The following is a 19,180-nucleotide window of genomic DNA, read 5'->3' on the forward strand; positions in this document are numbered from 1 at the left end:
GCTCGGCAGGCACGTGCCTGCCGAGCCGACGCCCACCACCGTGGCCCACCTGGGCCGACGGTGAACTGAGCACGATGGCTGTAGGCGCGGTCAGGTGCCGGTGGAACGATCGAATCATGGTGGACGAGGCGGAGTTTCTGCGCAGTGCCCGGGCCCGGGCCGGGGCGATGGTGGCCCGCCTGGAGGAACTGGTGGCCTGCGAATCCCCGCCCGGGGAGGTGTCGCACCTGTCGGCGTGCGCCGACATGCTGGCGGCCTGGGGCGAGGCGGCGCTGGGTCGGCCCGCGCGGCGGGTGGTCGTGGACGGCCTGCCGCACCTGCTGTGGCCAGCCACCGACCAGCGGGTGCTGCTGCTTGGTCATTTCGACACGGTGTGGCCGCATGGCACGATCCGGGACTGGCCTTTCTCCGTCCGGGGGCACCTGGCGACCGGCCCCGGGGTGTGCGACATGAAGGCCGGCATCGTGCAGATGCTGACCGCGCTGGAGTTGCTGCCCCGGACCGCCGAGGTGGGTCTGCTGTTGACCTGCGACGAGGAGAGCGGATCGCCGGGTTCCCGGGCGTTGATCGAGGAACAGGCCACCCGCTCGGGCGCGGTGCTCGTGGGCGAGCCGTCCACCGAGTCGGGCGAGTTGAAGGTGGCGCGCAAGGGCGGCTCGGCGTACCGGCTGGTGGTGCGGGGACGGGCGGCGCACGCCGGGGTGGAGCCGCACCGGGGGGTGAACGCGACCGTCGAGGTGGCGCACCAGGCGTTGGCGGTGCAGCGGTTCGCCGACGGCGAGACCACGGTGACCCCCACGGTGCTGTCGGCCGGGACCACCTCCAACGTGGTGCCGGAATCCGGGGCGCTGTCGGTGGACGTGCGGGCGTGGACCCGGGAGGAGTTGCACCGGGTGGACGACCTGGTAAGGGCGCTGCGGCCCCGACTGCCGGGGGCCCGGCTGACCGTCACCGGCGGCGTCAACCGGTATCCGATGCCGCAGGCGGTGGCGACGCCGCTGCTGCGACTGGCCCAGGACGCGGCGACCCGGATGGGGCTGCCGGCGGTGCGCGGAACGCATGCACCCGGTGCGTCGGACGCCAACTTCACCGGGGCCCTGGGGGTGCCCACGTTGGACGGCCTGGGTGGGGTGGGCGGCCTGCCCCACGCCCGCGGCGAGTGGGTCGACGTGTCGCGGATGCCGGAGCGGACGGCGTTGCTGGCGGCGTTGATCGGCCGGCTGCTGGCCGACGGCGTGCCGGCTGTGGTGTCGGCGCGTTCAGCCGTCACTGACTGAGGGTGTTTTCGGGACTACTATCGCCGATACCCTGTCGGCCGGGCCGCCGCCAGCGGCCGGGTTGGCCGACAGTGGGAGGCGGTGGTCCGTATGAGGCGCGACCGCGCGGGGGCGGCGGGCCCCCGGCTCGGGGTCGAGGAAGAGTTCCTGGTCGTGGACGCGGTGACCCGCGCGGTGACCCCGGGGGCGGAGAAGGTGGTGGCCCGGGCCGCCCAGCGGCTCGGCCCGCGCGTGTCCGGTGAGATCACCACCCTGCATGTGGAGACCCGGACAAGTCCGGTGTGGTCGATCACGGAGTTGCTCGACCAGCTCGTCGAGGCGCGGCGGATCGTCGCGGACGCCGCTGCCGTGGACGGGCTGCGGGTGGTGGCCTCCGGCACGTCGGTGCTGCCGGGGGCGTTGTGCCCGCCGGTGACCCAGGGGCCGCGGCAGGACCGGGGCATTGCGACCTTCCGGGGTCTGCACGACGAGCTGGCGATCTGCGCGCTGCACGTGCACGTGGAGGTGCCGGACCGGGAGCGGGCCCTGCTGGTGGGCAACCACCTGCGCGCGTACCTGCCGCTGTTGGTGGCCGTGACGGCGAACTCGCCGTACTGCGAGGGACGGGACTCCGGGTACGCGAGCTGGCGGACGATGGTGTGGCCGCGGTGGCCGGTGGCCGGCCCCCCGCCCCGGTTCGAGTCGTTGGCGCACTACGACCGGGTCGTGGCGATGCTGGCGGCCGCGGGGGCCACCGTGGATGGCGGGACGCTGTTCTGGGACGTTCGCCCCTCGCTGCGTTTTCCCACCGTGGAGGTGCGGGTCGCCGACGTGCCCGTGACCGCGCAGGAGTCCGCGCTGGTGGCGGCGCTGGTGCGAGCGCTGGTGGTCCGGGCGGACGAGGCGGTGGCCCGGGGTGACGCGGGCCCGGAGATCCCGGGCGAGTTGCTGCGCGCGGCGTACTGGCGGGCCGCCCGCGACGGCTTGGAGGGCGAGTTGCTGGACGTGGCGACCGGCCGGTTGCGCCCGGCGCGGGAGCTGCTGGTCGAGACCGTGGCCGCGGTGGCGCCGGTGCTGCGCGGCTACGGCGACGACGGCCTGGTGGACGACTGGCTGCGGGCGCTGCTTGCCACGGGCAGCGGCGCGGCCCGCCAGCGGGCGGCGGTGGCGCGTCGGGGCGAGCTGTGCGACGCGGTCGACTACCTCGCCACGGCGACGGCCGGAGGCGGGTCTCTGAAGGACGGCTCTTTCGCGTAAGCGCCCGGACCGGGTCGTGGGTCATGCTGAAAGTCAGGTCCGGTGAGGAGGCGCGGCATGGACACGGTCGCGAACAGGATCGCGGTTGCCCGAGGGCGCGGCCCCGGGTCGGCGGCGGAGATGGTCGACGCGGCGCGGGAGTTCGCCGAGCTGATGGCGACGCGGCGCTCCATCCGGCACTTCGCGCCCGACCCTGTGCCGATGACGGTGATCGAGGAGGCGGTACGGGCGGCGGCGACCGCACCGAGCGGCGCGAACCTGCAACCGTGGCGGTTCGTGGTGATCACGGATCCGGACCGCAAACGGCGCCTGCGCGAGGCGGCCGAGGCCGAGGAGCGGGAGTTCTACCAACGCCGGGCCTCGACGCAGTGGTTGGAGGCGCTCGCCCCGATCGGCACGGACTGGCGCAAGCCGTTCCTGGAGGTCGCGCCGGTGGTGATCGTGGTGTTCGAGGTGCATCAGGGCCCGCGGACGCCGAAGCCGTACTACGTGAAGGAGTCGGTGGGGATCGCCGTCGGCATGTTGATCGCCGCGTTGCACCGGGCGGGACTCGCCACGTTGACGCACACCCCGAGCCCGATGCGATTCCTGAACGTCGTGTGCGAGCGGCCGCCGGAGGAGCGCCCGTACGTGGTGATGCCGGTGGGCTTCCCGGCGGCGGACGCGTGGGTGCCGCAGCTGGAACGTAAGCCGTTGCGGGAGGTTCTGGTGCGGCGCTGAACCTCAGCGCCGGCGGGGCAGCTCTCGGGCGAACCAGTCCCGCAGGGGCGCGACGTGCCGGTCGGGCCGGCGCCACTCGGCGAGCAGGTCCTCCAGCAGGTGCAGCTCCGCCACCATGGTGTCGCCGTGGTAGCGGCGGACCACCGGGTGGATGAAGGCGCTCTCGGCGGCCCGGTCCGGCTGCGGGTGCCGCTCGATGGCGAACACGTCGCCGTAGTCGTCGCGGCCCCAGCGTAGCCCGAACGTGTAGTAGTGGGGGTGATCGCGGAACCGGGCCCGGATGTGGTCCTCGGGCAGGTCGACGTAGTGACGTGCGCGGCCGTCGGGGTCGACGACGAGGGCGTCGCTGAGGAACTCGAACTGGGTCCACAGGGCCGAGCTCCAGTTGACCCGGTCGAGCACGGCCGCGCTGAGCACGTCCGGGTCGGCCGTGCGGCTCTCGTGCGGCAGCGGCACGCCCTCGTAGCGTTCGCGCAGCAGCGCGGTGAGGGTCCGCAGATTGTATCGGAAGCCGTCGATGAATGCCGAGGAGGCGCGCTTGAAGTCGCGGTCCTGGGCGATGGTGCCGGCGAAGTAGAGCCCGTCGACGTTGGTGGACTGCCAGTCGGGGGTGGTGGCGGGCATCCGGCCGCTGGGCACCATGGCCGGGGCGCAGCCGGGGTCGAACAGGGACGTGTCCATCGTGAAGCCGGTGCAGCGGATGACCGACTCGTATTCCATGACGGCCGTCTCGCCGTCGGCGTGGGTGTAGGTGAGGTGGACCTCGTACCGGTTGCCGACGGGACGGATCTCGTCGATGACGCAGTCGAGCACCGAGTGCAGGGTCTTGAACTGGTAACTGTCGAGCACGGCGCCGTGGTGACCGCGTACGTCGCCGGGATGCTTGGTGTTCCAAGCCAACCGCAGCGGGCGGGGACTGGCGAGGTGGACCATGGCGGCGTGGCCGAGGATCGCCGAGGCGGTCTCGAAGGCGGAGTTTCCCTTGCCGAGGATGAGCACCCGCTGCCCGGCGTAGTGGGCGGGGTCGGTCTGCATGTCCTCGTAGCCGGTGGCGTGCTCGATGCCGCGGATGTCGGGGACGTTGGGGCGACCCCAGCCGGTGGCGACGACGAGGCAGCGGGCCCGGAACGACCCGCCCGGGGTGTGCACGAGGAATCCGCCGTCGACCCGTTCGACGCGCTCCACCGGCGTGTCGAAACGTACCGCGAGTTGGTGGTAGCGCTGGAAATCGGTCAGGTAGCGCACCATGTCGTCGGCGTGCGGGAAATATTCGCTGCTGTACTTGGGGAACGGCAGGTCGGCGGGCTCGTGCAGGAGCGAGTTCCAGTCCCAGCGCAGCCGGATCTCCGGGTCCGCGCTGACCGCGTGCACCTTGTTCAGGGAGATCAGCCGGCGGTGGCGGGGAAAACGCCGGAAGAACTCGGCCGGGGCGGCGGCGCGTTCCAAGGTGACGTAGTCAGCACCGGCCTGGTGCAGGTAGTAGCTCAGTTGCAGGCCGGCGGGGCCGGCCCCGATGATCACGTACTGGCGTTCCTCGACACCGCCGTCGTGGCGCAGGTCGGTGAGTGGCGCTGTCTGCTCTCCGGGCCCGATCACGCCAGTGACCATCGCCGATAGATGACGAGATGTCAACGCTCGGTGCTGTCCGCGACACACGCTGTCCGCGCCCCGCGGCTCACCCTCGACGGCGGGCCCGGGCGGCCCAGATGACGTACGCCGGGTCTCGGTCGAGGTTGTGCCGGTCCCGGTCGTAGCGGCGGGTGGTGCGCGGGTCGGCGTGCCCCATCGCGTCCTGCACGTCCTCCAGCGGCACCCCCTCGGCGCGGGCGGCGGTGGCGAACGCGTGTCGCAGCGAGTGCGGCGACAGCTTCGCCCAGGCGGGGATGCCGGCGGCCTGCGCGAGCCGGCGGACCAGCCGGAACACCGAGTGCCGGTCCAGCCGGGCGCCGGTGGCGGTGACCAGCAGCGGACCGGTCAGCTCGGGCACGGTCACCTGCTGCGCGGCGGCCCGCGCGGCCAGGTACGCGTCGACGGCGTACGCGGTGCCGGGGGTGAGCGCCCGACGGCGGACCTTGCCGCCCTTGCCGACGAACCGGATGCTGCGGTGCCCCCGCTCGGCCCCCAGGTCGGCCAGGTCCAGCGAGATCAGCTCGCCGACCCGCAGCCCGAGGTCGGCCAGCAGGGCGATCGTGGCCCGGTTGCGGGCGGCGGTCGGGCCGGTGTCCGCCTCGGCGGCGGCGAGCAGCGCGTCCACCTCCTCCGGGGTCAGGCCGACCGTGGCGGAGTGGTCCCGGTCGACGCGGGGACGGTCGGCGGCGGCCACCGGGTTGGCCTCCACCGCCCGCAGTTTGACCAGGAAGTCGTACCAGCTGGACAGGGCGGACAGGCGGCGGGCGACGGTGGCCGGGGTGAGCGGCCGGCCGCTGCGCTCGCCCAGCGTGGCCTCCAGTTCACGCCCGTAGGCGTTGACGTCGAGGAAGGTGGCCCGCAGCGGGTCCAGGCCACGTCCGGCGCACCAGCCCAGCCAGCCGGCGACATCCCGCCGGTACGCGTCGCGGGTGTGCTCGGACAGCCGCCGGTTGCGCAGCCACGCCTCGGTGAAGTCGGTCGGCCCGCCGGGCAGCACGGCATGGGCCGAACCGTGGGGAAGGACCTCGGAACGCAGCATGCGAGGAAGCTTCTCAGCCGGCGGGGTGGATCTCGACGAGGCGCGCCCAATGAAGATCAGATGGTCTCCTCCGCCGGTCGGCCGTCGGTGATCCGCCAGCGCCGCGGCCGGTGCCGACCCTGCCGGCCATCCGGCCGCCAGCGGCTTTCCCGGTCCGGGATACCGTCGGCGGGTGCGTGCCAGCCGCCTGGTCTCCCTGCTGCTGCTCCTGCAGACGCGGGGGCTGATGACCGCGCGGGAACTCGCCGACGCCCTGGAGGTCTCGGTCCGGACCGTCTACCGCGACGTCGAGTCGCTCGGCGCGGCCGGCGTGCCCGTGTACGCCGACCGGGGGCCGGCCGGCGGCTACCGGCTGCTGGAGGGCTACCGGACCCGGCTCACCGGGCTGACCGCGCCGGAGGCGGAGGCGTTGTTCCTGGCCGGGATGCCCGGCCCGGCCGCCGAGCTGGGTCTCGGGCCGGTGGTGGCCGCCGCCGAGCTGAAACTGCTGGCCGCGCTCCCCGACGAGCTGGCCGACCGGGGCGGCCGGATGCGGCAGCGGTTCCACCTGGACGCGCCGGGCTGGTTCCGGCACCCCGAGCCCACCCCGCACCTGGCCACCCTGGCCGGGGCCGTGTGGGAGGACCGCCTGGTGGAGATGCGCTACCGGCGGTGGCGGGCCCCGCGCGAGGTGACCCGGGTGGTGGCGCCGCTGGGTGTGGTGCTCAAGGCCGGCCGCTGGTATCTGGTGGCCCGCTGCGACGAGCAGCTGCGCACCTACCGGGTCGGCGCGGTGCTCAACCTGGTGGTACGCGATGAGCGCTACCCGCGGCCGGCCGACTTCGACCTGGCCGCGTACTGGCGGGAGTGGACCCAGCGGTACGAGCGGGACGTCTATCGGGCGCAGGCCCGGGTCCGGATGACCGTGGCCGCGCTGGAGTTCACGGCGTACGTGTTTCCGCCGGAGATGAGCCGCGCGGCCCGGGCGGCGGCCGGCGAGCCCGACGAGCACGGCTGGCTGGAAACCACCGTGCCGATCGAGTCGGTGAAGCACGCCCACACCGAGCTGCTCAAGCTCGGCGCGGAGGTGGAGGTGCTGGCGCCGGTCGAGCTGCGGGAACGACTTACCGAGACCGCCCACGCCCTGGCCCGGCTCTATCCGGCGGACACGCCCGTGCCGCCAGCAGCTTCTCGAACCAGTGCTGGGCGTACGGGCCCTCGTTGAAGGCGGGGATCTCGACGTAGCCGTGGCGGGCGTAGAGGGCGCGGGCCTCGACCAGGTCGGCGCGGGTGTCCAGCCGGATCCGGTCCGCCCCGGCCGCCCGGGCATGCGCCTCGACGGCGGCCAGCAGGGCGGCCCCGCCGCCGGCGCCGCGGTGCCCGGGGCGGATGTAGACCCGGGTGAGTTCCGCCCAGCGGGGACGCCAGCGCAGGCCGGCGCAGCCGGCGGCCTGCCCGTCGCGGCGGGCCACCAGGAGCAGCCCGGTGGGCGGGGTCAGGTCGTCGCTGGGCATCTCGGCCAGCGCCTCGGACACCTCCCCCGGCCGTTCCGGGCGGCCGTGCCAGCGGCGCACCATCTCCGCCATGTACTCACGCAGCAGGATCGCCGCGTCCGGGGCATCGGGTAGGGCGAGGTAAGTGGTCCAGCTCGTCACCGCTCGATCGTCACCACACCGTCAAGCGGCTTTCGCCCGCACACGGCGGCCTTCGCGCCTCGGCTCAGGCGGGCACGGCCGCGGCGAAGTCGACCTCGGCGGTGTCGACCGTGCCCGCGCCGCGGCCCGGGGCCGTGTGGTAACGCCAGTACAGGTTGGTGTGCGCGATCACCTGCCCCGGCGGCGGCGCGCCGTAGGAGGAAAGATCCTCGGTGGTGTGGGCATCGCCGACCAGGGTCGCGTCGTAGCCGCGCGCGATCGCGCCGTGCAGGGTCGAGCGGATGCACGCGTCGGTCTGCGCGCCGGACACGAAGAGCCGGCCGACGCCCCGCGCGGCGAGCACCGCCTCCAGGTCGGTGTCCTCGAAGGAGTCGCCGTAGGCCTTCTGCACCAGCGGCTCGGCGTCGCGTCGCACCAGCTCGGGCACGTACTGCCAGCTCTCGCTGCCCGAGGGAAACTCCTCGCTGTTGTGCTGGACCCAGACCACCTCCACGCCGGCGGCGCGTGCCTTGTCGACCAGGGTCGCGATGTTGGCGACGACCCGGTCCCGGTCGTACGCGTGCGCCACGACACCGTTCTGCACGTCGATGACGAGCAGGGCGCTGTGCGGCCGGTCGATGAGCGTGGTCATGGCTCCCCCTGGCGTGCGAATGTCGATCCGCGGCCACCCTAGACCTCCCCACCGACAACGTCGGGCGGTCAGGGCCGGGCCGGCGGGCGCTCGGAGGCCAGCGCAACCCGGCGGAGCAGGTCGGACACGAGCCGTCGCTCGTCCGCAGTCAGCGCGCCGAGCAGCCGGTGCTCCTCGTCGCCGACCACACCGAGCGCGCGTCGCCAGGTGGCCCGGCCGGCGTCGGTCAGCTCGACGTCGATCCGCCGCCGGTCCACCGGGGACGGCATCCGCCGGACGAAACCGCGGCGGACCAGCGCGTCCACCCGGGCGGTGATCGAGGCGGGGGCCATGCGCAGGTCGTCGGCGATCTCCGACGGCGCCGCCCGGCCGCCCCGCCCGGCGAGGGCGTGCAGTGTGCCGTACTCCTTTTCCTGGAGGTCGAGGTCCGCCAGCGCCCGGTCCTTGACCTCGCGCAGGTGCCGGGTGAGGACCGACATCCGGGTGACCACGCCCTCGACGTCGGGGTCCAGGTCGGGCAGGACGGGCAGCCAGCGCGCTACGTGCTGGTCGGTGCGGTCGTGGTGGGTCACCCCATCACGGTACGCCGTCACCGAAATATTCGCTGTCGAACTATTCGACGTCTAAGTATCCTGCCGCGGTGACGCATCCACTCCGGCTCCACGATTTCCGCCTGCTCTTCCTCGGTCGTACGGTCTCGGCCGTCGGCGACGCCGTCGTGCCCACCGCCCTGGCGCTGGCCGTGCTCCGCGCCACCGGATCCACGGCTGCCCTGGCGGTGGTGCTCGGCTGCGCGATGGTTCCGCGGCTGCTGCTGCTCCCCCTCGGTGGCGTGACCGCCGACCGCTTCGACGCCCGCCGGGTGGCCATCGCCACCGACCTGGTGCGCTGCGTCGCCCAACTGGTCGTCGGCGTCGAACTGCTCGGCGGCACGCCCGCGTTGCCCCACCTCGCGGTCGCTTCCGCCGTTGGCGGCGCCGCATCGGCCTTCGCCATCCCCACCGCGTCCCCACTCGTCGCCGGCACCGTCGAGGCCGAGGGACGACAGCGGGCCAACGCTCTGATGGGCGCCGCCGCCAACGCCAGCCGACTCGCCGGCCCCGCTCTGGCCGGCCTGCTGATCTGGACTGTGGGCTCGGGCTGGGCGTTCGTGCTGGACGCCGCCTCGTTCGCGGTGAGCGCCGCGCTGCTGTCGGTCATCCGGGTGCGGCACGTGGCCGTCCCGCACCGGTCGCTCCGCGCCGACCTGATGCTCGGCTGGCGGGAGGTCCGCTCCCGCGACTGGTACTGGAGCAGTCTGCTCGCGCACGGCGTGTGGAACGGGGCCGCGGCGGTGCTGATCACAGTCGGCCCGGTGGTCGCCGTGGACCGCCTCGGCGGGGAGGGCGTCTGGGTGCTGCTCCAGCAGGCCGGCGCCGCCGGGCTGCTACTCGGGTCGCTGCTCGCCGCCCGGGTACGCCCCGCCCGGCCGGTGCTGCTGGGCAACCTGGCCCTGGCCACGTACGCCGCGCCGCTGCTGCTGCTCGCCGTCGCCGCGCCCGCTCCGGTGAGCATCGCCGCGTACTGCCTCGCGCTGGTCGCTCTCGGCTTCCTCAACCCGGTCTGGGAAACCGTGGTGCAGGGCCAGTTCCCGCCCGAGGTGCTGGCCCGGGTCACCTCCTACGACTGGCTGATGTCGCTGGGCGCCATGCCGGTCGGGTACGCCCTCGCCCCGCTCGCCGCCCGCGCCTGGGGTCCGTCGGTGCCCCTCGCCGTGGCCGGCGCGCTGGTGCTGCTCGCCTGCGTCGGCACTGCCGCCGTGCCTGGCGTACGCCGGCTGGGATGGCCGGAAAGCGCCCCCGCCGTGCCCGCGGAGCAGGCGCCGGCGGCGCGCTGACCGGGGCGGTCAGAGTCGATGCCCGGCGGGGGCGTCCCGTCTCACAACAGGCCGGAGGCGAGCGCGGTGGTGACCGCGGCGGTGCGATCGGAGACCTCGAGCTTGGCGAACGCACGTAGCAGATGTGTCTTCACGGTCGCCTCGGCGATGAACAGCTCGCGGCCGATTTCGGCGTTGGACAACCCCCGAGCCACCAGGCGCAGCACCTCCACCTCGCGGGGCGACAGCGTGTTCGCCGCCGGCTGACGCACCTGGCGTAGCAGCCGGGTCGCCACAGCCGGCGCCAGCACGGTGTCGCCGCGGGCCGCCACTCGAATCGCGTTGACGAGGTCGGCGCGGGAGGCGTCCTTGAGCAGGTAGCCGGCGGCACCAGCCTCGACCGCGCGCAAGATGTCGGCGTCGGTCTCGTACGTGGTCAGCACGACCACGCGGGCCGCTGGGGCCGCAGCCATGATCTGGCCGGTGGCCGACACGCCGTCAAGGCCCGGCATGCGCAGATCCATGAGCACGACGTCCGGTGCGAGTGCGCGAGCCGAGGCGACAGCCTCGGCTCCCGAACCGGCCTCGCCGATCACGGCGATGTCCGGCTCGCCGTCGAGCATGCCGCGCACCCCCGCTCGTACGACCGGATGGTCGTCGACGAGCAACACCCCGATCACAGGGGTACCTCCACCCGTACCGTCGTGCCCGCGCCCGGCGAGCTGTCCACGGCCATCGCCCCACCCACCTGCTCGACCCGGGCGCGCATCGCCGCGAGTCCGTAACCCTGTCCGGTGCCAGCCGGGGTGAACCCGCAGCCGTCGTCGTGCACCTCGAGCGCCACCTCAGCGTCGGCGTATCGCAGCCGGACGGTGACCTCGGTCGGGGTGGCGTGCTTGCGCGCGTTGGCCAGCGATTCCTGCACGGCGCGCAGCAGCACGACCTCGACCGCGGTCGGCAGGGCCTGCTGCGCGCCCTCGACCGACAACGACCCGCGCACTCCGGTCTCCTCGGAGACCCGGTCGACCAGCCTCCCGACGGCTGCCACGAGCGTTGCACCGGTCAGCACGGTCGGGGTGAGGGCACCGACGAGGGCTCGTGCCTCGGCCAGGTTCTCGCGGGCGGTCCGCTCGGCCATCGCCAGGTGCCGCCGCACCAGAGCGGGGTCGCGGTCCAACTCCGCCGTGGCGGCCTGCATGAGCATGACCACACTGGACAGTCCCTGCGCGATGGTGTCGTGGATCTCGCCGGACAGTCGTTGCCGTTCGGCCGCCACGCCCGCCTCGTGCGACAGCCGCGCGACCTCTGCGCGGGTGGCGCGCAGTTCCTCGATGAGCGCCGCGCGTTCCTCGCTCTGGCGGACAATCCGCTGCACCCAGCCGCCGAAGCCGATCGAGAAGGCGGCGACCAGCACGGCGACCGGCAGCGGCTCCCGCGCGGTGGCGGACAGATCGCCGGTGCGGGTGAGAAAGACCACCGGCGGAACGATGCTGAGCATCAGCACGAACGCCGTCGCGGGCCCGAACCGGAGCGTCATGTACGCCAGCGGGCAGAGCGCGAAGAGCAGGAACGAGGCCGTGCCCACCGCGGCGACCACCGCGGTGAACAACACGATCACGCCGACCTGGAAGGCGACGGCGGGCCAGCCGTCGTCCTCGGCAAGCACAAGGCGGCGCCCGAACGCGACGTACCAGACCGCGAGGGCACCGACCAGCGCGAGGACGAGCAACGGGCTCCGCAGCGCCCCGGCGGCGTGGCCGACGAGGACCAGGGTGGCGACGGCCAGCGCGACAATTCCGAAGTAGATGTCCCACCACGCCAGGTTGTGCAGCGGGTCGCCGTGCCGCCGCAGCGCGAGCATGTTGCGGCGCAGACCGGCGATGCCAGCGCGAACGGGGGTCATCCTGCCCGCCGGTTGCGCCAGCGGAACGTGGTCAGACACAGCACCAGACCTCCGATGCACCACGCCGCCAGGACGAGGGCGACACGACCATGCTCCCACGCCCCGGCGGGCTCCTGTTCGGTCAGCACGTCGGGCAGGAAGACTGAGCGGAAGCCCTGCGCCATCCACTTCAACGGGAACACCGAGCCGATCTGCACGAGGACGTCGGGCAGGTGCGTAATGGGGATGACGAAGATCCCGGAGATGAACTGCAGCACCAGGAACGGCAGGTTCATCACCGCGCCCGCGCCCCGGGACGAACTGGCCAGGCTGCTCGCCGCGATGCCCAACAGCGCACAGGCGGTGACGCCGAGGACGAAGACCCAGGCGCACGTCAGCCACCGCGCCGGCTCGGTGGGCAGGCTGAGGTCGAACATCAGCGCCCCGACCGCGAGCAGCAGTACGACCTCGGCCAGGCTCGCGACCAGGACGAGGATCACCTTGCCGACGAAGTACGCCGCGGGCGGCATGGGCACGCTGCGCAGGCGGCGCAGCGTGCCGTCGTTACGGTCGGCCGCGATGCCGACGCCGAGATTGACGAAGCTGGTCGAGGCGACCCCGCCGGCGATCAGCCCGGCGGTGAAGATGTGGCTGGCGGTCACGCCGGTGTCGCGCAACTCGTCGGTGAAGATCGAGCCGAGCAGCACTAGCAACACGGCCGGCAGCGTGAAGGTGAAGATGACCGCGTCACGCTCCCGGAAGAAGCACTTCAACTCGACGCCACCGCGGGCCAGGCCGAGGCGCCAGGTGGACGGGGCGGGCAGCATGGTGCTCATGACCGGACGCCTCCAAGCAGGTCGAGGTAGATGTCTTCGAGGCTGGGCCGGGTGACGGTGAGCCCGGGCACGGTGCCGCCGTGCAGGGAGCTCAACTCGGCCACGAGGGGACCCGGGTCGTCGACGCGGGCGACGCGCGGTGTGTCCCCGTCGACCCAGCGCACGGTCGCCTGGGCGCTGGCTCGCCCGCCGAGCGTCGCCGGGTCGCCCTCCGCGACGATCCGGCCATGCACGATCACCGCGACCCGGTCGGCGATCGCCTCAGCCTCGTCGAGGTAGTGGGTGGTCAGCAGGATCGTCGTGTCGCCCTCGGCCGCGAGTCGCCGCAGAAGGGTCCAGAAGTGCCGGCGGGCCTGCGGATCGAAGCCGGTGGTCGGTTCGTCGAGGAAGAGCAGCTGCGGGCGCCCGACGATGCCGACGGCGACGTCGAGCCGCCGGCGCTGTCCGCCAGAGAGCGTCCGTACTTTGGCCCGGGCCTTGTCGGAGAGCCCAACCAGGTCGATCACCTCCGCCGGGTCGCGCGGCGCCGGGTAGTAGCGCGCGAAGTGGCGTACGGTCTCGGCCACCGTCAGCTCGGCGGCGTCGGCGGCGTCCTGCAGCACGATGCCAATGCCGTAGCGCCAGGCCCGTGGAGCGCGCTGTGGATCCTCGCCGAGTACGCGCACCTCGCCGGCATCGCGGCGCCGGTGCCCCTCCATGATCTCGATGGCGGTGGTCTTGCCGGCGCCGTTCGGCCCGAGCAGGGCGAAGACCTCGCCGTACCCGATGTCCAGGTCGACGCCATCGAGGGCCGCCGTGGCGCCGTAGCGCCGGCGCAGCCCGCGTATGTGGATCGCGGGAGAGTCGGTCATGTCTCAATCGTCGAATGACCCGCAGCACAGCGGTACGCCCGGCGGATGGAACCTGGTGTCCATCGGCCGGTGGACACCGACCGGCTTGGGCTAGCCGGAAAGCGCACCCGCCGTGCCCGTAGAGCAGGTGCCGGCGGCGCGCTGACCGGGGCGGTCAGAGCCGATGCCCGGTGGTGGCGTCCACGTGGGCGGGCACCTCGTCGTGTCGGTCGCCCACGCTGGACGTGCCGGACGGCTCGAACATCAGGATCGACGCCCCGTCCGGCGCGGACGGTCGGTGCTCCACCCCTCGGGGCACCACGAACACCGCGCCGCGCGGCAGCACCACCTCCCGCTCGGCGGCGTCCGCGCCGTCGCGCAGGGCGATGCGCAGCTCCCCTTCGAGCACCAGGAAGAACTCGTCGGTGTGCTCGTGGGCGTGCCAGACGTGCTCCCCGGCCACCTTGGCGATCCGCACGTCGTAGTCATTCACGGTGGCAACGATGCGAGGGCTCCACAGCTGGTCGAAGCGCGCCAGGGCGGCGGCCAGCTCGATCGGTTCAGCGGTCATCCGCCCATCCTCGCGTACCCGCACCGCTCACAGGGGACGGTGCATGACGTGCAGTCCCACCCGGCCCAGACTCGGGTGGGCGAACGCCTCCGGCACGGTGCCGATCACCGCGAACCCGAGCCGCCGGTACAGCTCCACCGCCGCCACGTTGGCCTCCACCACCGCGTTGAACTGCATCGCCGCGTAGCCCCGGCTACTGGCCCAGTCCAGGGCTCGGCCGACGCCGCGGCCCCGCGCGTCGGTGGCGACCATGAAGCTGGCGGTGGCCACGTGCGAGCCCGGGCCGGGCTTGTTGGCGCCCATCTTGGCGGTGCCGAGGATCCGGCCGTCCGCCTCGGCGACCACCGTGTGGCCGGGCGGCCGTTCCACCCACACCTCGTACGCGACCTCGGCGGGCCACTGCGGGTCGTAGGGGAAGGTCTCGCCGGCGGTGATGACGTCCTCGACGATCGGCCAGACCTGCGCCCAGTCGGGCTCGGTGAACTCGCGGATCCGCATCCCGCGCACGCTATCGACCCGCCCGGCCGCCGGCGATTCGATTTTCACCCTTGCGGGCCGGTACCCATGAATGGCGGGACATGACAATGATGGGCAGGTGGCCGAACCCGACACCGCACTCGACCGCTCCAGGACCGAGGCACCTTCAGCGAACGCCGTCCCCCCGCCACCCGGTCCGCGTACCGCCGGGCCGTGGCTGGTCGGCGCGGCCGTCACCGCCGTGCTGCTACTGCTCGCCGGCCGGTACGGCTACCACCGTGACGAGCTGTACTTCCTGCTCTGCGGCCGGCACCTCGACTGGGGATACGCCGACCAGGGGCCCCTGGTGCCGGCCCTGGCCCGGCTGGCCGACACGATCGCGCCCGGCAACCTGGTGGTGCTGCGCACGCCGTCGGCGCTGATCGCCGGCGCGGCGGTGGTGCTGGTCGCGGCGACCGCCCGGGAACTCGGCGGCGGCCGGGGCGCGCAACTACTCGCCGCGTTCCTGGGCGCCATCGCGGGGATCGTGCTCGCCCCCGGTCACATGCTCAGCACCACCACGGTCGACGTGCTGGTGTGGCTGGTCGCGGCCTGGTGCGCGGTGCGGATGCTGCGTACCGGAGACAGCCGGTGGGCCCTCGGGATCGGCCTGGCGCTCGGTGTCGGCATGCTCAACAAGCTGCTGCCCGCCCTGCTCGCCGTGGGCCTGCTGGCCGGGGTGGCGATCGCCGGGCCGCGCCGGCTGCTGCGCGACCGCTGGGTGTGGGTCGCCGCCGGCATGATCGTCCTGCTTGCCGCCCCGTACCTGCTCTGGCAGGCCGCGCACGGTTTCCCCCAACTGTCCGTGGCCGCCGGGATCGCTTCCGGCAACAGCTCCTACAGCGGCCCCTTCGACGCGATCCTGCTGAAGCTGGTCATCATCAGCCCGGTCGCGGTACCGATCTGGATCGCCGGGCTGGTGGCGCTGCTGCGCCGCCCGGCCTGGCGGGCGTACCGGGCGATCGGCTGGACCTGGCCGGTGGTGTTCGCGATCGTGCTGCTCCTCCACGGGAAGGGCTACTACGACGCGCCGCTGCTGCTGGTCACCTCCGCCGCCGGCGCGGTGGTCACCGTCGACTGGGCGGCCCGGGGCGCGGTGCGGGCCCGGCGGGCGCTACTCGCCGCCGGCGCCGCCGTGGCGGTGGCCGGCAGCGCGCTCCTGCTGCTGCCGGTCCTGCCGGCCGACCGGCTGCCCGGCTTCGTGGTCGACGTCAACTATGACGCGGGCGAGATGATCGGCTGGCCGGCGTTCACCGACTCGCTCGCCGCCGTTCACCGTGGCCTGCCGCCCGAGCAGCGGCAGCGCGCGGTGATCCTCACCGGCAACTACGGCGAGGCAGGCGCGGTCGCCCGGTACGGGCCGCAGCGGGGGCTGCCGCGGGCGTACTCCGGGCACAACAGCATGGCCGGGTTCGGCCGCCCGCCCGAGGACGCCGACGTCGTGATCGCCGTCGGCTGGCCCGACCCCGACCAGCTACGGGGCTGGTTCCTCGAGGTCACCGAAGCCGGCCGGATCGACGAGCGGGTCGACGTCGACAACGACGAGAACGGGATGCCCGTCTTCGTCTGCCGGGGGCTGCGGCGGCCGTGGTCGCAGATCTGGGAGACCGAGGTACGCCACGCCGGCTGACGACGGTCGCCGGCCGTGAATACTTGTCGACATGCTCTGGGGTGTCAGCGGTCCGGTCTTCCTCCTCGACTACGTCGCGGGGGTGGCCGGGGCCCTCGCGATCGCGTTGTCCGTCCGGGCGCTGGTCGGGTGGCGTCCACGGGGCGGGCCGCCGTCGACCGTGGAGCTGGCGTACCTCACCGACCGGGCGGGGCTGGCCTGCCAGGTGGGGGTGGCGACGCTACGCCGGGCCGGGACGGTGCACCTCGGTGAGCTGGCGACCCTGTCGGTGGACGGAACACCACCACCCGGGTCCGCGCCGCTGGTGCGCGCCCTGCACGCCGCGCTGCGCCGGCCACAGACCTGGGCCGCCGTGCTCGCCGACCCGGGCGTCGGTCGCGCGCTGCGCCGGCTGGTGGGCCGGCTGGTCCGCGACGGCTGGCTGCTCACCCCGGCGCAGCGGCGCCGCATGGCGCTGGGCACCGTGCCGCTGTTCGCGGTCGCCGTGGTCGGGGTGACCCGGCTGGTGGACAGCGCGGTCGAGGGGCGTGAGGCGGGTGGGCCGGCCTCCGTGGTGGGGCTACTGCTGTGCTGCCTGGCCACCGTGCTCGGCGCCTGGTGGTTGTGCGAGGTGCCGGAGACGGGCTCGGCCGCGCGCCGGCTGTTGCGCCGACGGCGCCGCGCGTACGCGCAGCTGGCGCCGCAGCAGCGGCCCGCGTGGAGTGAGCGGGACACGGACGAGCTGCTGACCGCGATGGCGGTGTTCGGGCCACGCCCGCTGCTCGCCGTCGACCCGCGCTTCGCCGAACTGGTCGGGGTCGACCCCGAGCACACCCGACCCCGGGAGTACGCGAAGACCGCACGCTGACCCTGCGTGGCCCGCCTCTCGACTGCCTCCCCTAGCAGTATGATCTGAGTATGACAAAGCGGGTGACGGTTAGTCTGCCGGACGACGTCGCGGCCTATCTGGAACGGGAAGAGAATGCCTCGGCGGCGGTCTCCGACGCGCTGCGCGCTCGCATGGACCGGGCCGCCGCGACCGCCGCGATGCTGCGCGCGGTCGGCATCGACGTGACGAACGACGGCGTGGCACGCGTACGCGGAAAGCTTCCTCCCCTTACCGCTGCACAGCGGGCGGAGAACGCCCGCCGCCGCGACATGCTCCGGGACGGCACCTGGCCCGAGGCCGACTCCGCCGCCGCCTGATGTCCGCCGACGACGTCGAGATCCGGGCGGTCCTGGACGCCTCCGCCGTGCTGTCGTATTCCCGCGGCCACGTGCACGTCGGTGAGTTACTGGTCGACATCGCCGACGAGGGTGCCTACGTCGGCCTGCCCACCGTCGCGCTGCTCGAGGCGTACGCGCAGACCAGCGACCGGCCTGCCGCCGCGCGGCTCGGTGTGCTGGCCACCCTGCCCGGTGTAGCCGTGCTGCCGCTGACCGCTCCCGACGCGGCTCAGGCTGCCACCACGGTGTGCCTGACCAAAGGCGACCTGGCTCGCGCCCACGCGGTGTGGGCGGCACTTGAGCATGACGCCTACTACCTCACCTGCGAGCCGCACCTCGTCCCGGCGCTCATCGCCCCCGAACTCATCCATCCCATTCCCGTCAACGACGCCTGACCGATACCCGCCCGCGCGGTCCGACGCCCGCGACGGGTGTGCCGCAACTGCCGGCCAGCCAGCGGGTCAACCGCAGCATGACGTCTACGGTGTGACGTCCCGCGTCGCCCTTGTCGTCCGGATCCCGGCGGAGTTGGGTGGAGGCATGGCTCGGATCGCGTACGACAACGACGACGCGGCGGCGTTCGCGGCCACCCGTCACCTCGGTGACGAGGCGCTGACGTCCTGGCGGGCGGCGATTGCCCGGCACCTTGCCCCGCGGCCGGGGATCCGGCTGCTCGACCTCGGTTCGGGCACCGGCACCTGGATACGCGCCTTTACTGACTGGTACGAGGACATCGACGTGGTCGCGGTGGAGCCGTCGGCGGCGATGCGTGCCCGCTCACTCCACCCGCACGTCCTGGCGGGCGACGCCGCGCACATTCCGATCGACGACGACAGCGTGGACGCCGTCTGGCTGTCCACGGTCATTCACCACGTACCGGACCTGCCGGCCGCCGCGTGGGAGATCCGCCGGGTGCTGCGTCCCGACGCTCCGGTGCTGATCCGGTCGGCGTTCGCCCGCCGGCACGAAAGGATCACCCTGTTCCGGTACTTCCCGGAAGCCGTCCGGGTGCTCGACACCTTCCCCGCCGTGGCCGACGTGGCAGCCGCCTTCGCGGCGGCCGGCTTCACCGTCGCGGGGCTCGAGTCGGTTCCCCAGCTCACCGCCGCCTCGTTACGGGAGGCCGCGGCGGCATTGCGCCGGGAGGCGCACACACCGTTGCAGCTCATCACCGACGAGGAGTATGCGGCCGGCCTCGCCCGGCTGCGCGCCGCCGCCGAGACCGTGCCCGGGCACGTGGTCGATGCTCTCGACCTCCTCGCCTTCCGGTAGCCGCCGCCAACGGATCCCGTGGGCCTGGCTGCCGCCCGCGCGGTCGAGGACCGAACCACCGCCGGCGGGTTTCCCCTGCCGAGGCCCGGGAAGGCACCGGCATGGCCGATTCTTTCGTGGATGAAGACCTGGCGACGCTGCAGGCCATCGCGTACGCCGCCGGGATCCCCGACAGCGACCGGATGCCACACGACGACCTTGTCGCCGCGCTGCGCCGGGCCGGCCTGGCCGAGCCGACCGGCGGGCCGATCGACACCAGCCTGGCCGATCCGGGCGATCCCGGCACGAACGAGGGCGTACACCACGGGCGGGGGGTGGGGCGACGTGAGTCCGTCGGCGGCCCGGCCGCCCAGACGGCGGCGTCCCGGGCGGGCGCTCCGAAACCGGGACGGTCCGGCACCGACCACTGACCGGCG

General features: G+C 73.4%; 22 protein-coding genes. 11 read left to right on the top strand and 11 right to left on the bottom strand.

The genetic code is table 11. From position 1 onward, the window contains the following. Positions 1 to 116 precede the first annotated feature (116 nt). From AB0C02_RS30135 to AB0C02_RS30145, 3 genes are all read left to right on the top strand, one after another. Positions 117 to 1,277, top strand: coding sequence for a M20/M25/M40 family metallo-hydrolase (locus AB0C02_RS30135; RefSeq protein WP_357552516.1), 1,161 nt, complete (start codon positions 117 to 119; stop codon positions 1,275 to 1,277). A 90-nt stretch (positions 1,278 to 1,367) separates the two neighbouring features. Then, on the top strand, positions 1,368 to 2,513 hold the full coding sequence (locus tag AB0C02_RS30140) for a glutamate--cysteine ligase (protein ID WP_357552517.1): 1,146 nt from the start codon (positions 1,368 to 1,370) through the stop codon (positions 2,511 to 2,513). 120 nt (positions 2,514 to 2,633) lie between these two features. Then, on the top strand, positions 2,634 to 3,233 hold the full coding sequence (locus AB0C02_RS30145) for a nitroreductase family protein (RefSeq protein ID WP_357552551.1): 600 nt from the start codon (positions 2,634 to 2,636) through the stop codon (positions 3,231 to 3,233). Positions 3,234 to 3,236: 3 nt separating this feature from the next. Here AB0C02_RS30145 and AB0C02_RS30150 read toward each other — a convergent pair whose 3' ends face one another. Both AB0C02_RS30150 and AB0C02_RS30155 read right to left on the bottom strand, forming a co-directional pair. Further along, entirely contained in the window at positions 3,237 to 4,829 is a 1,593-nt protein-coding gene (locus AB0C02_RS30150) for an NAD(P)-binding domain-containing protein (protein WP_357552518.1), read from the bottom strand. 79 nt (positions 4,830 to 4,908) lie between these two features. After that, positions 4,909 to 5,901 carry a tyrosine-type recombinase/integrase gene (locus tag AB0C02_RS30155; RefSeq protein ID WP_357552519.1) on the bottom strand — a complete coding sequence of 331 codons (993 nt, stop codon included), beginning with the start codon at positions 5,899 to 5,901 and terminating at the stop codon, positions 4,909 to 4,911. Between the two features lie 172 nt (positions 5,902 to 6,073). On the opposite strand from AB0C02_RS30155, the gene AB0C02_RS30160 reads away from it, so the two are divergent. Next, positions 6,074 to 7,105 carry a WYL domain-containing protein gene (locus tag AB0C02_RS30160; RefSeq protein ID WP_357552520.1) on the top strand — a complete coding sequence of 344 codons (1,032 nt, stop codon included), beginning with the start codon at positions 6,074 to 6,076 and terminating at the stop codon, positions 7,103 to 7,105. Here the strand turns inward: AB0C02_RS30160 and AB0C02_RS30165 are convergent. The 3 genes from AB0C02_RS30165 to AB0C02_RS30175 form a co-directional block, all read right to left on the bottom strand. Continuing rightward, positions 7,005 to 7,535: a GNAT family N-acetyltransferase gene (locus AB0C02_RS30165; RefSeq protein ID WP_357552521.1), complete on the bottom strand. Its 531-nt coding sequence runs from the start codon at positions 7,533 to 7,535 to the stop codon at positions 7,005 to 7,007. The two genes, AB0C02_RS30160 and AB0C02_RS30165, sit on opposite strands and share 101 nt — an antisense overlap. Before the next feature lie 64 nt (positions 7,536 to 7,599). Next, positions 7,600 to 8,166: a cysteine hydrolase family protein gene (locus AB0C02_RS30170; RefSeq protein WP_357552522.1), complete on the bottom strand. Its 567-nt coding sequence runs from the start codon at positions 8,164 to 8,166 to the stop codon at positions 7,600 to 7,602. Between the two features lie 68 nt (positions 8,167 to 8,234). After that, a complete protein-coding gene (locus AB0C02_RS30175; RefSeq protein WP_357552523.1) occupies positions 8,235 to 8,738 on the bottom strand; it encodes a MarR family transcriptional regulator in 504 nt (167 codons plus the stop codon). A 68-nt stretch (positions 8,739 to 8,806) separates the two neighbouring features. On the opposite strand from AB0C02_RS30175, the gene AB0C02_RS30180 reads away from it, so the two are divergent. Next, the gene (locus tag AB0C02_RS30180) at positions 8,807 to 10,042 is read left to right on the top strand and encodes an MFS transporter (protein WP_357552524.1); all 1,236 of its coding nucleotides are present in this window, start codon (positions 8,807 to 8,809) and stop codon (positions 10,040 to 10,042) included. A 41-nt stretch (positions 10,043 to 10,083) separates the two neighbouring features. Here AB0C02_RS30180 and AB0C02_RS30185 read toward each other — a convergent pair whose 3' ends face one another. From AB0C02_RS30185 to AB0C02_RS30210, 6 genes are all read right to left on the bottom strand, one after another. Then, positions 10,084 to 10,701: a response regulator transcription factor gene (locus AB0C02_RS30185; RefSeq protein ID WP_357552525.1), complete on the bottom strand. Its 618-nt coding sequence runs from the start codon at positions 10,699 to 10,701 to the stop codon at positions 10,084 to 10,086. After that, positions 10,698 to 11,924, bottom strand: coding sequence for a sensor histidine kinase (locus AB0C02_RS30190; RefSeq protein WP_357552526.1), 1,227 nt, complete (start codon positions 11,922 to 11,924; stop codon positions 10,698 to 10,700). The genes AB0C02_RS30185 and AB0C02_RS30190 overlap by 4 nt, the downstream gene beginning before the upstream one ends. Continuing rightward, entirely contained in the window at positions 11,921 to 12,739 is an 819-nt protein-coding gene (locus tag AB0C02_RS30195) for an ABC transporter permease (protein ID WP_357552527.1), read from the bottom strand. The genes AB0C02_RS30190 and AB0C02_RS30195 overlap by 4 nt, the downstream gene beginning before the upstream one ends. Further along, the gene (locus tag AB0C02_RS30200) at positions 12,736 to 13,590 is read right to left on the bottom strand and encodes an ABC transporter ATP-binding protein (RefSeq protein ID WP_357552528.1); all 855 of its coding nucleotides are present in this window, start codon (positions 13,588 to 13,590) and stop codon (positions 12,736 to 12,738) included. The genes AB0C02_RS30195 and AB0C02_RS30200 overlap by 4 nt, the downstream gene beginning before the upstream one ends. Positions 13,591 to 13,744: 154 nt before the next feature. After that, positions 13,745 to 14,140 carry a cupin domain-containing protein gene (locus tag AB0C02_RS30205; RefSeq protein WP_357552529.1) on the bottom strand — a complete coding sequence of 132 codons (396 nt, stop codon included), beginning with the start codon at positions 14,138 to 14,140 and terminating at the stop codon, positions 13,745 to 13,747. Positions 14,141 to 14,167: 27 nt separating this feature from the next. Continuing rightward, positions 14,168 to 14,638 carry a GNAT family N-acetyltransferase gene (locus AB0C02_RS30210; protein WP_357552530.1) on the bottom strand — a complete coding sequence of 157 codons (471 nt, stop codon included), beginning with the start codon at positions 14,636 to 14,638 and terminating at the stop codon, positions 14,168 to 14,170. 97 nt (positions 14,639 to 14,735) lie between these two features. Between AB0C02_RS30210 and AB0C02_RS30215 the strand changes: the two genes are divergently transcribed. The 6 genes from AB0C02_RS30215 to AB0C02_RS30240 all read left to right on the top strand — a co-directional run bounded on the left by AB0C02_RS30215 (position 14,736) and on the right by AB0C02_RS30240 (position 19,174). Next, positions 14,736 to 16,286 carry a glycosyltransferase family 39 protein gene (locus AB0C02_RS30215; RefSeq protein WP_357552531.1) on the top strand — a complete coding sequence of 517 codons (1,551 nt, stop codon included), beginning with the start codon at positions 14,736 to 14,738 and terminating at the stop codon, positions 16,284 to 16,286. 31 nt (positions 16,287 to 16,317) lie between these two features. Then, positions 16,318 to 17,133, top strand: coding sequence for a TIGR04222 domain-containing membrane protein (locus AB0C02_RS30220; protein ID WP_357552532.1), 816 nt, complete (start codon positions 16,318 to 16,320; stop codon positions 17,131 to 17,133). A 50-nt stretch (positions 17,134 to 17,183) separates the two neighbouring features. Next, complete coding sequence (locus AB0C02_RS30225) at positions 17,184 to 17,471, top strand: hypothetical protein (RefSeq protein ID WP_357552533.1); 288 nt, start codon at positions 17,184 to 17,186, stop codon at positions 17,469 to 17,471. Then, a complete protein-coding gene (locus AB0C02_RS30230) occupies positions 17,471 to 17,887 on the top strand; it encodes a hypothetical protein (protein ID WP_357552534.1) in 417 nt (138 codons plus the stop codon). The genes AB0C02_RS30225 and AB0C02_RS30230 overlap by 1 nt, the downstream gene beginning before the upstream one ends. A 145-nt stretch (positions 17,888 to 18,032) precedes the next feature. Continuing rightward, entirely contained in the window at positions 18,033 to 18,764 is a 732-nt protein-coding gene (locus AB0C02_RS30235) for a class I SAM-dependent methyltransferase (RefSeq protein ID WP_357552535.1), read from the top strand. A gap of 101 nt (positions 18,765 to 18,865) precedes the next feature. Continuing rightward, on the top strand, positions 18,866 to 19,174 hold the full coding sequence (locus tag AB0C02_RS30240) for a hypothetical protein (protein ID WP_357552536.1): 309 nt from the start codon (positions 18,866 to 18,868) through the stop codon (positions 19,172 to 19,174). Positions 19,175 to 19,180: the final 6 nt, after the last annotated feature.

The organism is Micromonospora sp. NPDC048999 (genome assembly GCF_040649295.1).
Classification (GTDB): Bacteria; Actinomycetota; Actinomycetes; order Mycobacteriales; family Micromonosporaceae; genus Micromonospora.

Coding starts and splice junctions, on each gene's coding strand:
- AB0C02_RS30140 (WP_357552517.1), top strand. CDS start 1,368: ATGAGGCGCGACCGCGCGGGGGCGGCGGGCCCCCGGCTCGGGGTCGAG.
- AB0C02_RS30240 (WP_357552536.1), top strand. CDS start 18,866: ATGGCCGATTCTTTCGTGGATGAAGACCTGGCGACGCTGCAGGCCATC.
- AB0C02_RS30155 (WP_357552519.1), bottom strand. CDS start 5,901: ATGCTGCGTTCCGAGGTCCTTCCCCACGGTTCGGCCCATGCCGTGCTG.
- AB0C02_RS30210 (WP_357552530.1), bottom strand. CDS start 14,638: ATGCGGATCCGCGAGTTCACCGAGCCCGACTGGGCGCAGGTCTGGCCG.
- AB0C02_RS30235 (WP_357552535.1), top strand. CDS start 18,033: ATGGCTCGGATCGCGTACGACAACGACGACGCGGCGGCGTTCGCGGCC.
- AB0C02_RS30135 (WP_357552516.1), top strand. CDS start 117: ATGGTGGACGAGGCGGAGTTTCTGCGCAGTGCCCGGGCCCGGGCCGGG.
- AB0C02_RS30220 (WP_357552532.1), top strand. CDS start 16,318: ATGCTCTGGGGTGTCAGCGGTCCGGTCTTCCTCCTCGACTACGTCGCG.
- AB0C02_RS30230 (WP_357552534.1), top strand. CDS start 17,471: ATGTCCGCCGACGACGTCGAGATCCGGGCGGTCCTGGACGCCTCCGCC.
- AB0C02_RS30205 (WP_357552529.1), bottom strand. CDS start 14,140: ATGACCGCTGAACCGATCGAGCTGGCCGCCGCCCTGGCGCGCTTCGAC.
- AB0C02_RS30170 (WP_357552522.1), bottom strand. CDS start 8,166: ATGACCACGCTCATCGACCGGCCGCACAGCGCCCTGCTCGTCATCGAC.
- AB0C02_RS30145 (WP_357552551.1), top strand. CDS start 2,634: ATGGTCGACGCGGCGCGGGAGTTCGCCGAGCTGATGGCGACGCGGCGC.
- AB0C02_RS30190 (WP_357552526.1), bottom strand. CDS start 11,924: ATGACCCCCGTTCGCGCTGGCATCGCCGGTCTGCGCCGCAACATGCTC.
- AB0C02_RS30195 (WP_357552527.1), bottom strand. CDS start 12,739: ATGAGCACCATGCTGCCCGCCCCGTCCACCTGGCGCCTCGGCCTGGCC.
- AB0C02_RS30225 (WP_357552533.1), top strand. CDS start 17,184: ATGACAAAGCGGGTGACGGTTAGTCTGCCGGACGACGTCGCGGCCTAT.
- AB0C02_RS30200 (WP_357552528.1), bottom strand. CDS start 13,590: ATGACCGACTCTCCCGCGATCCACATACGCGGGCTGCGCCGGCGCTAC.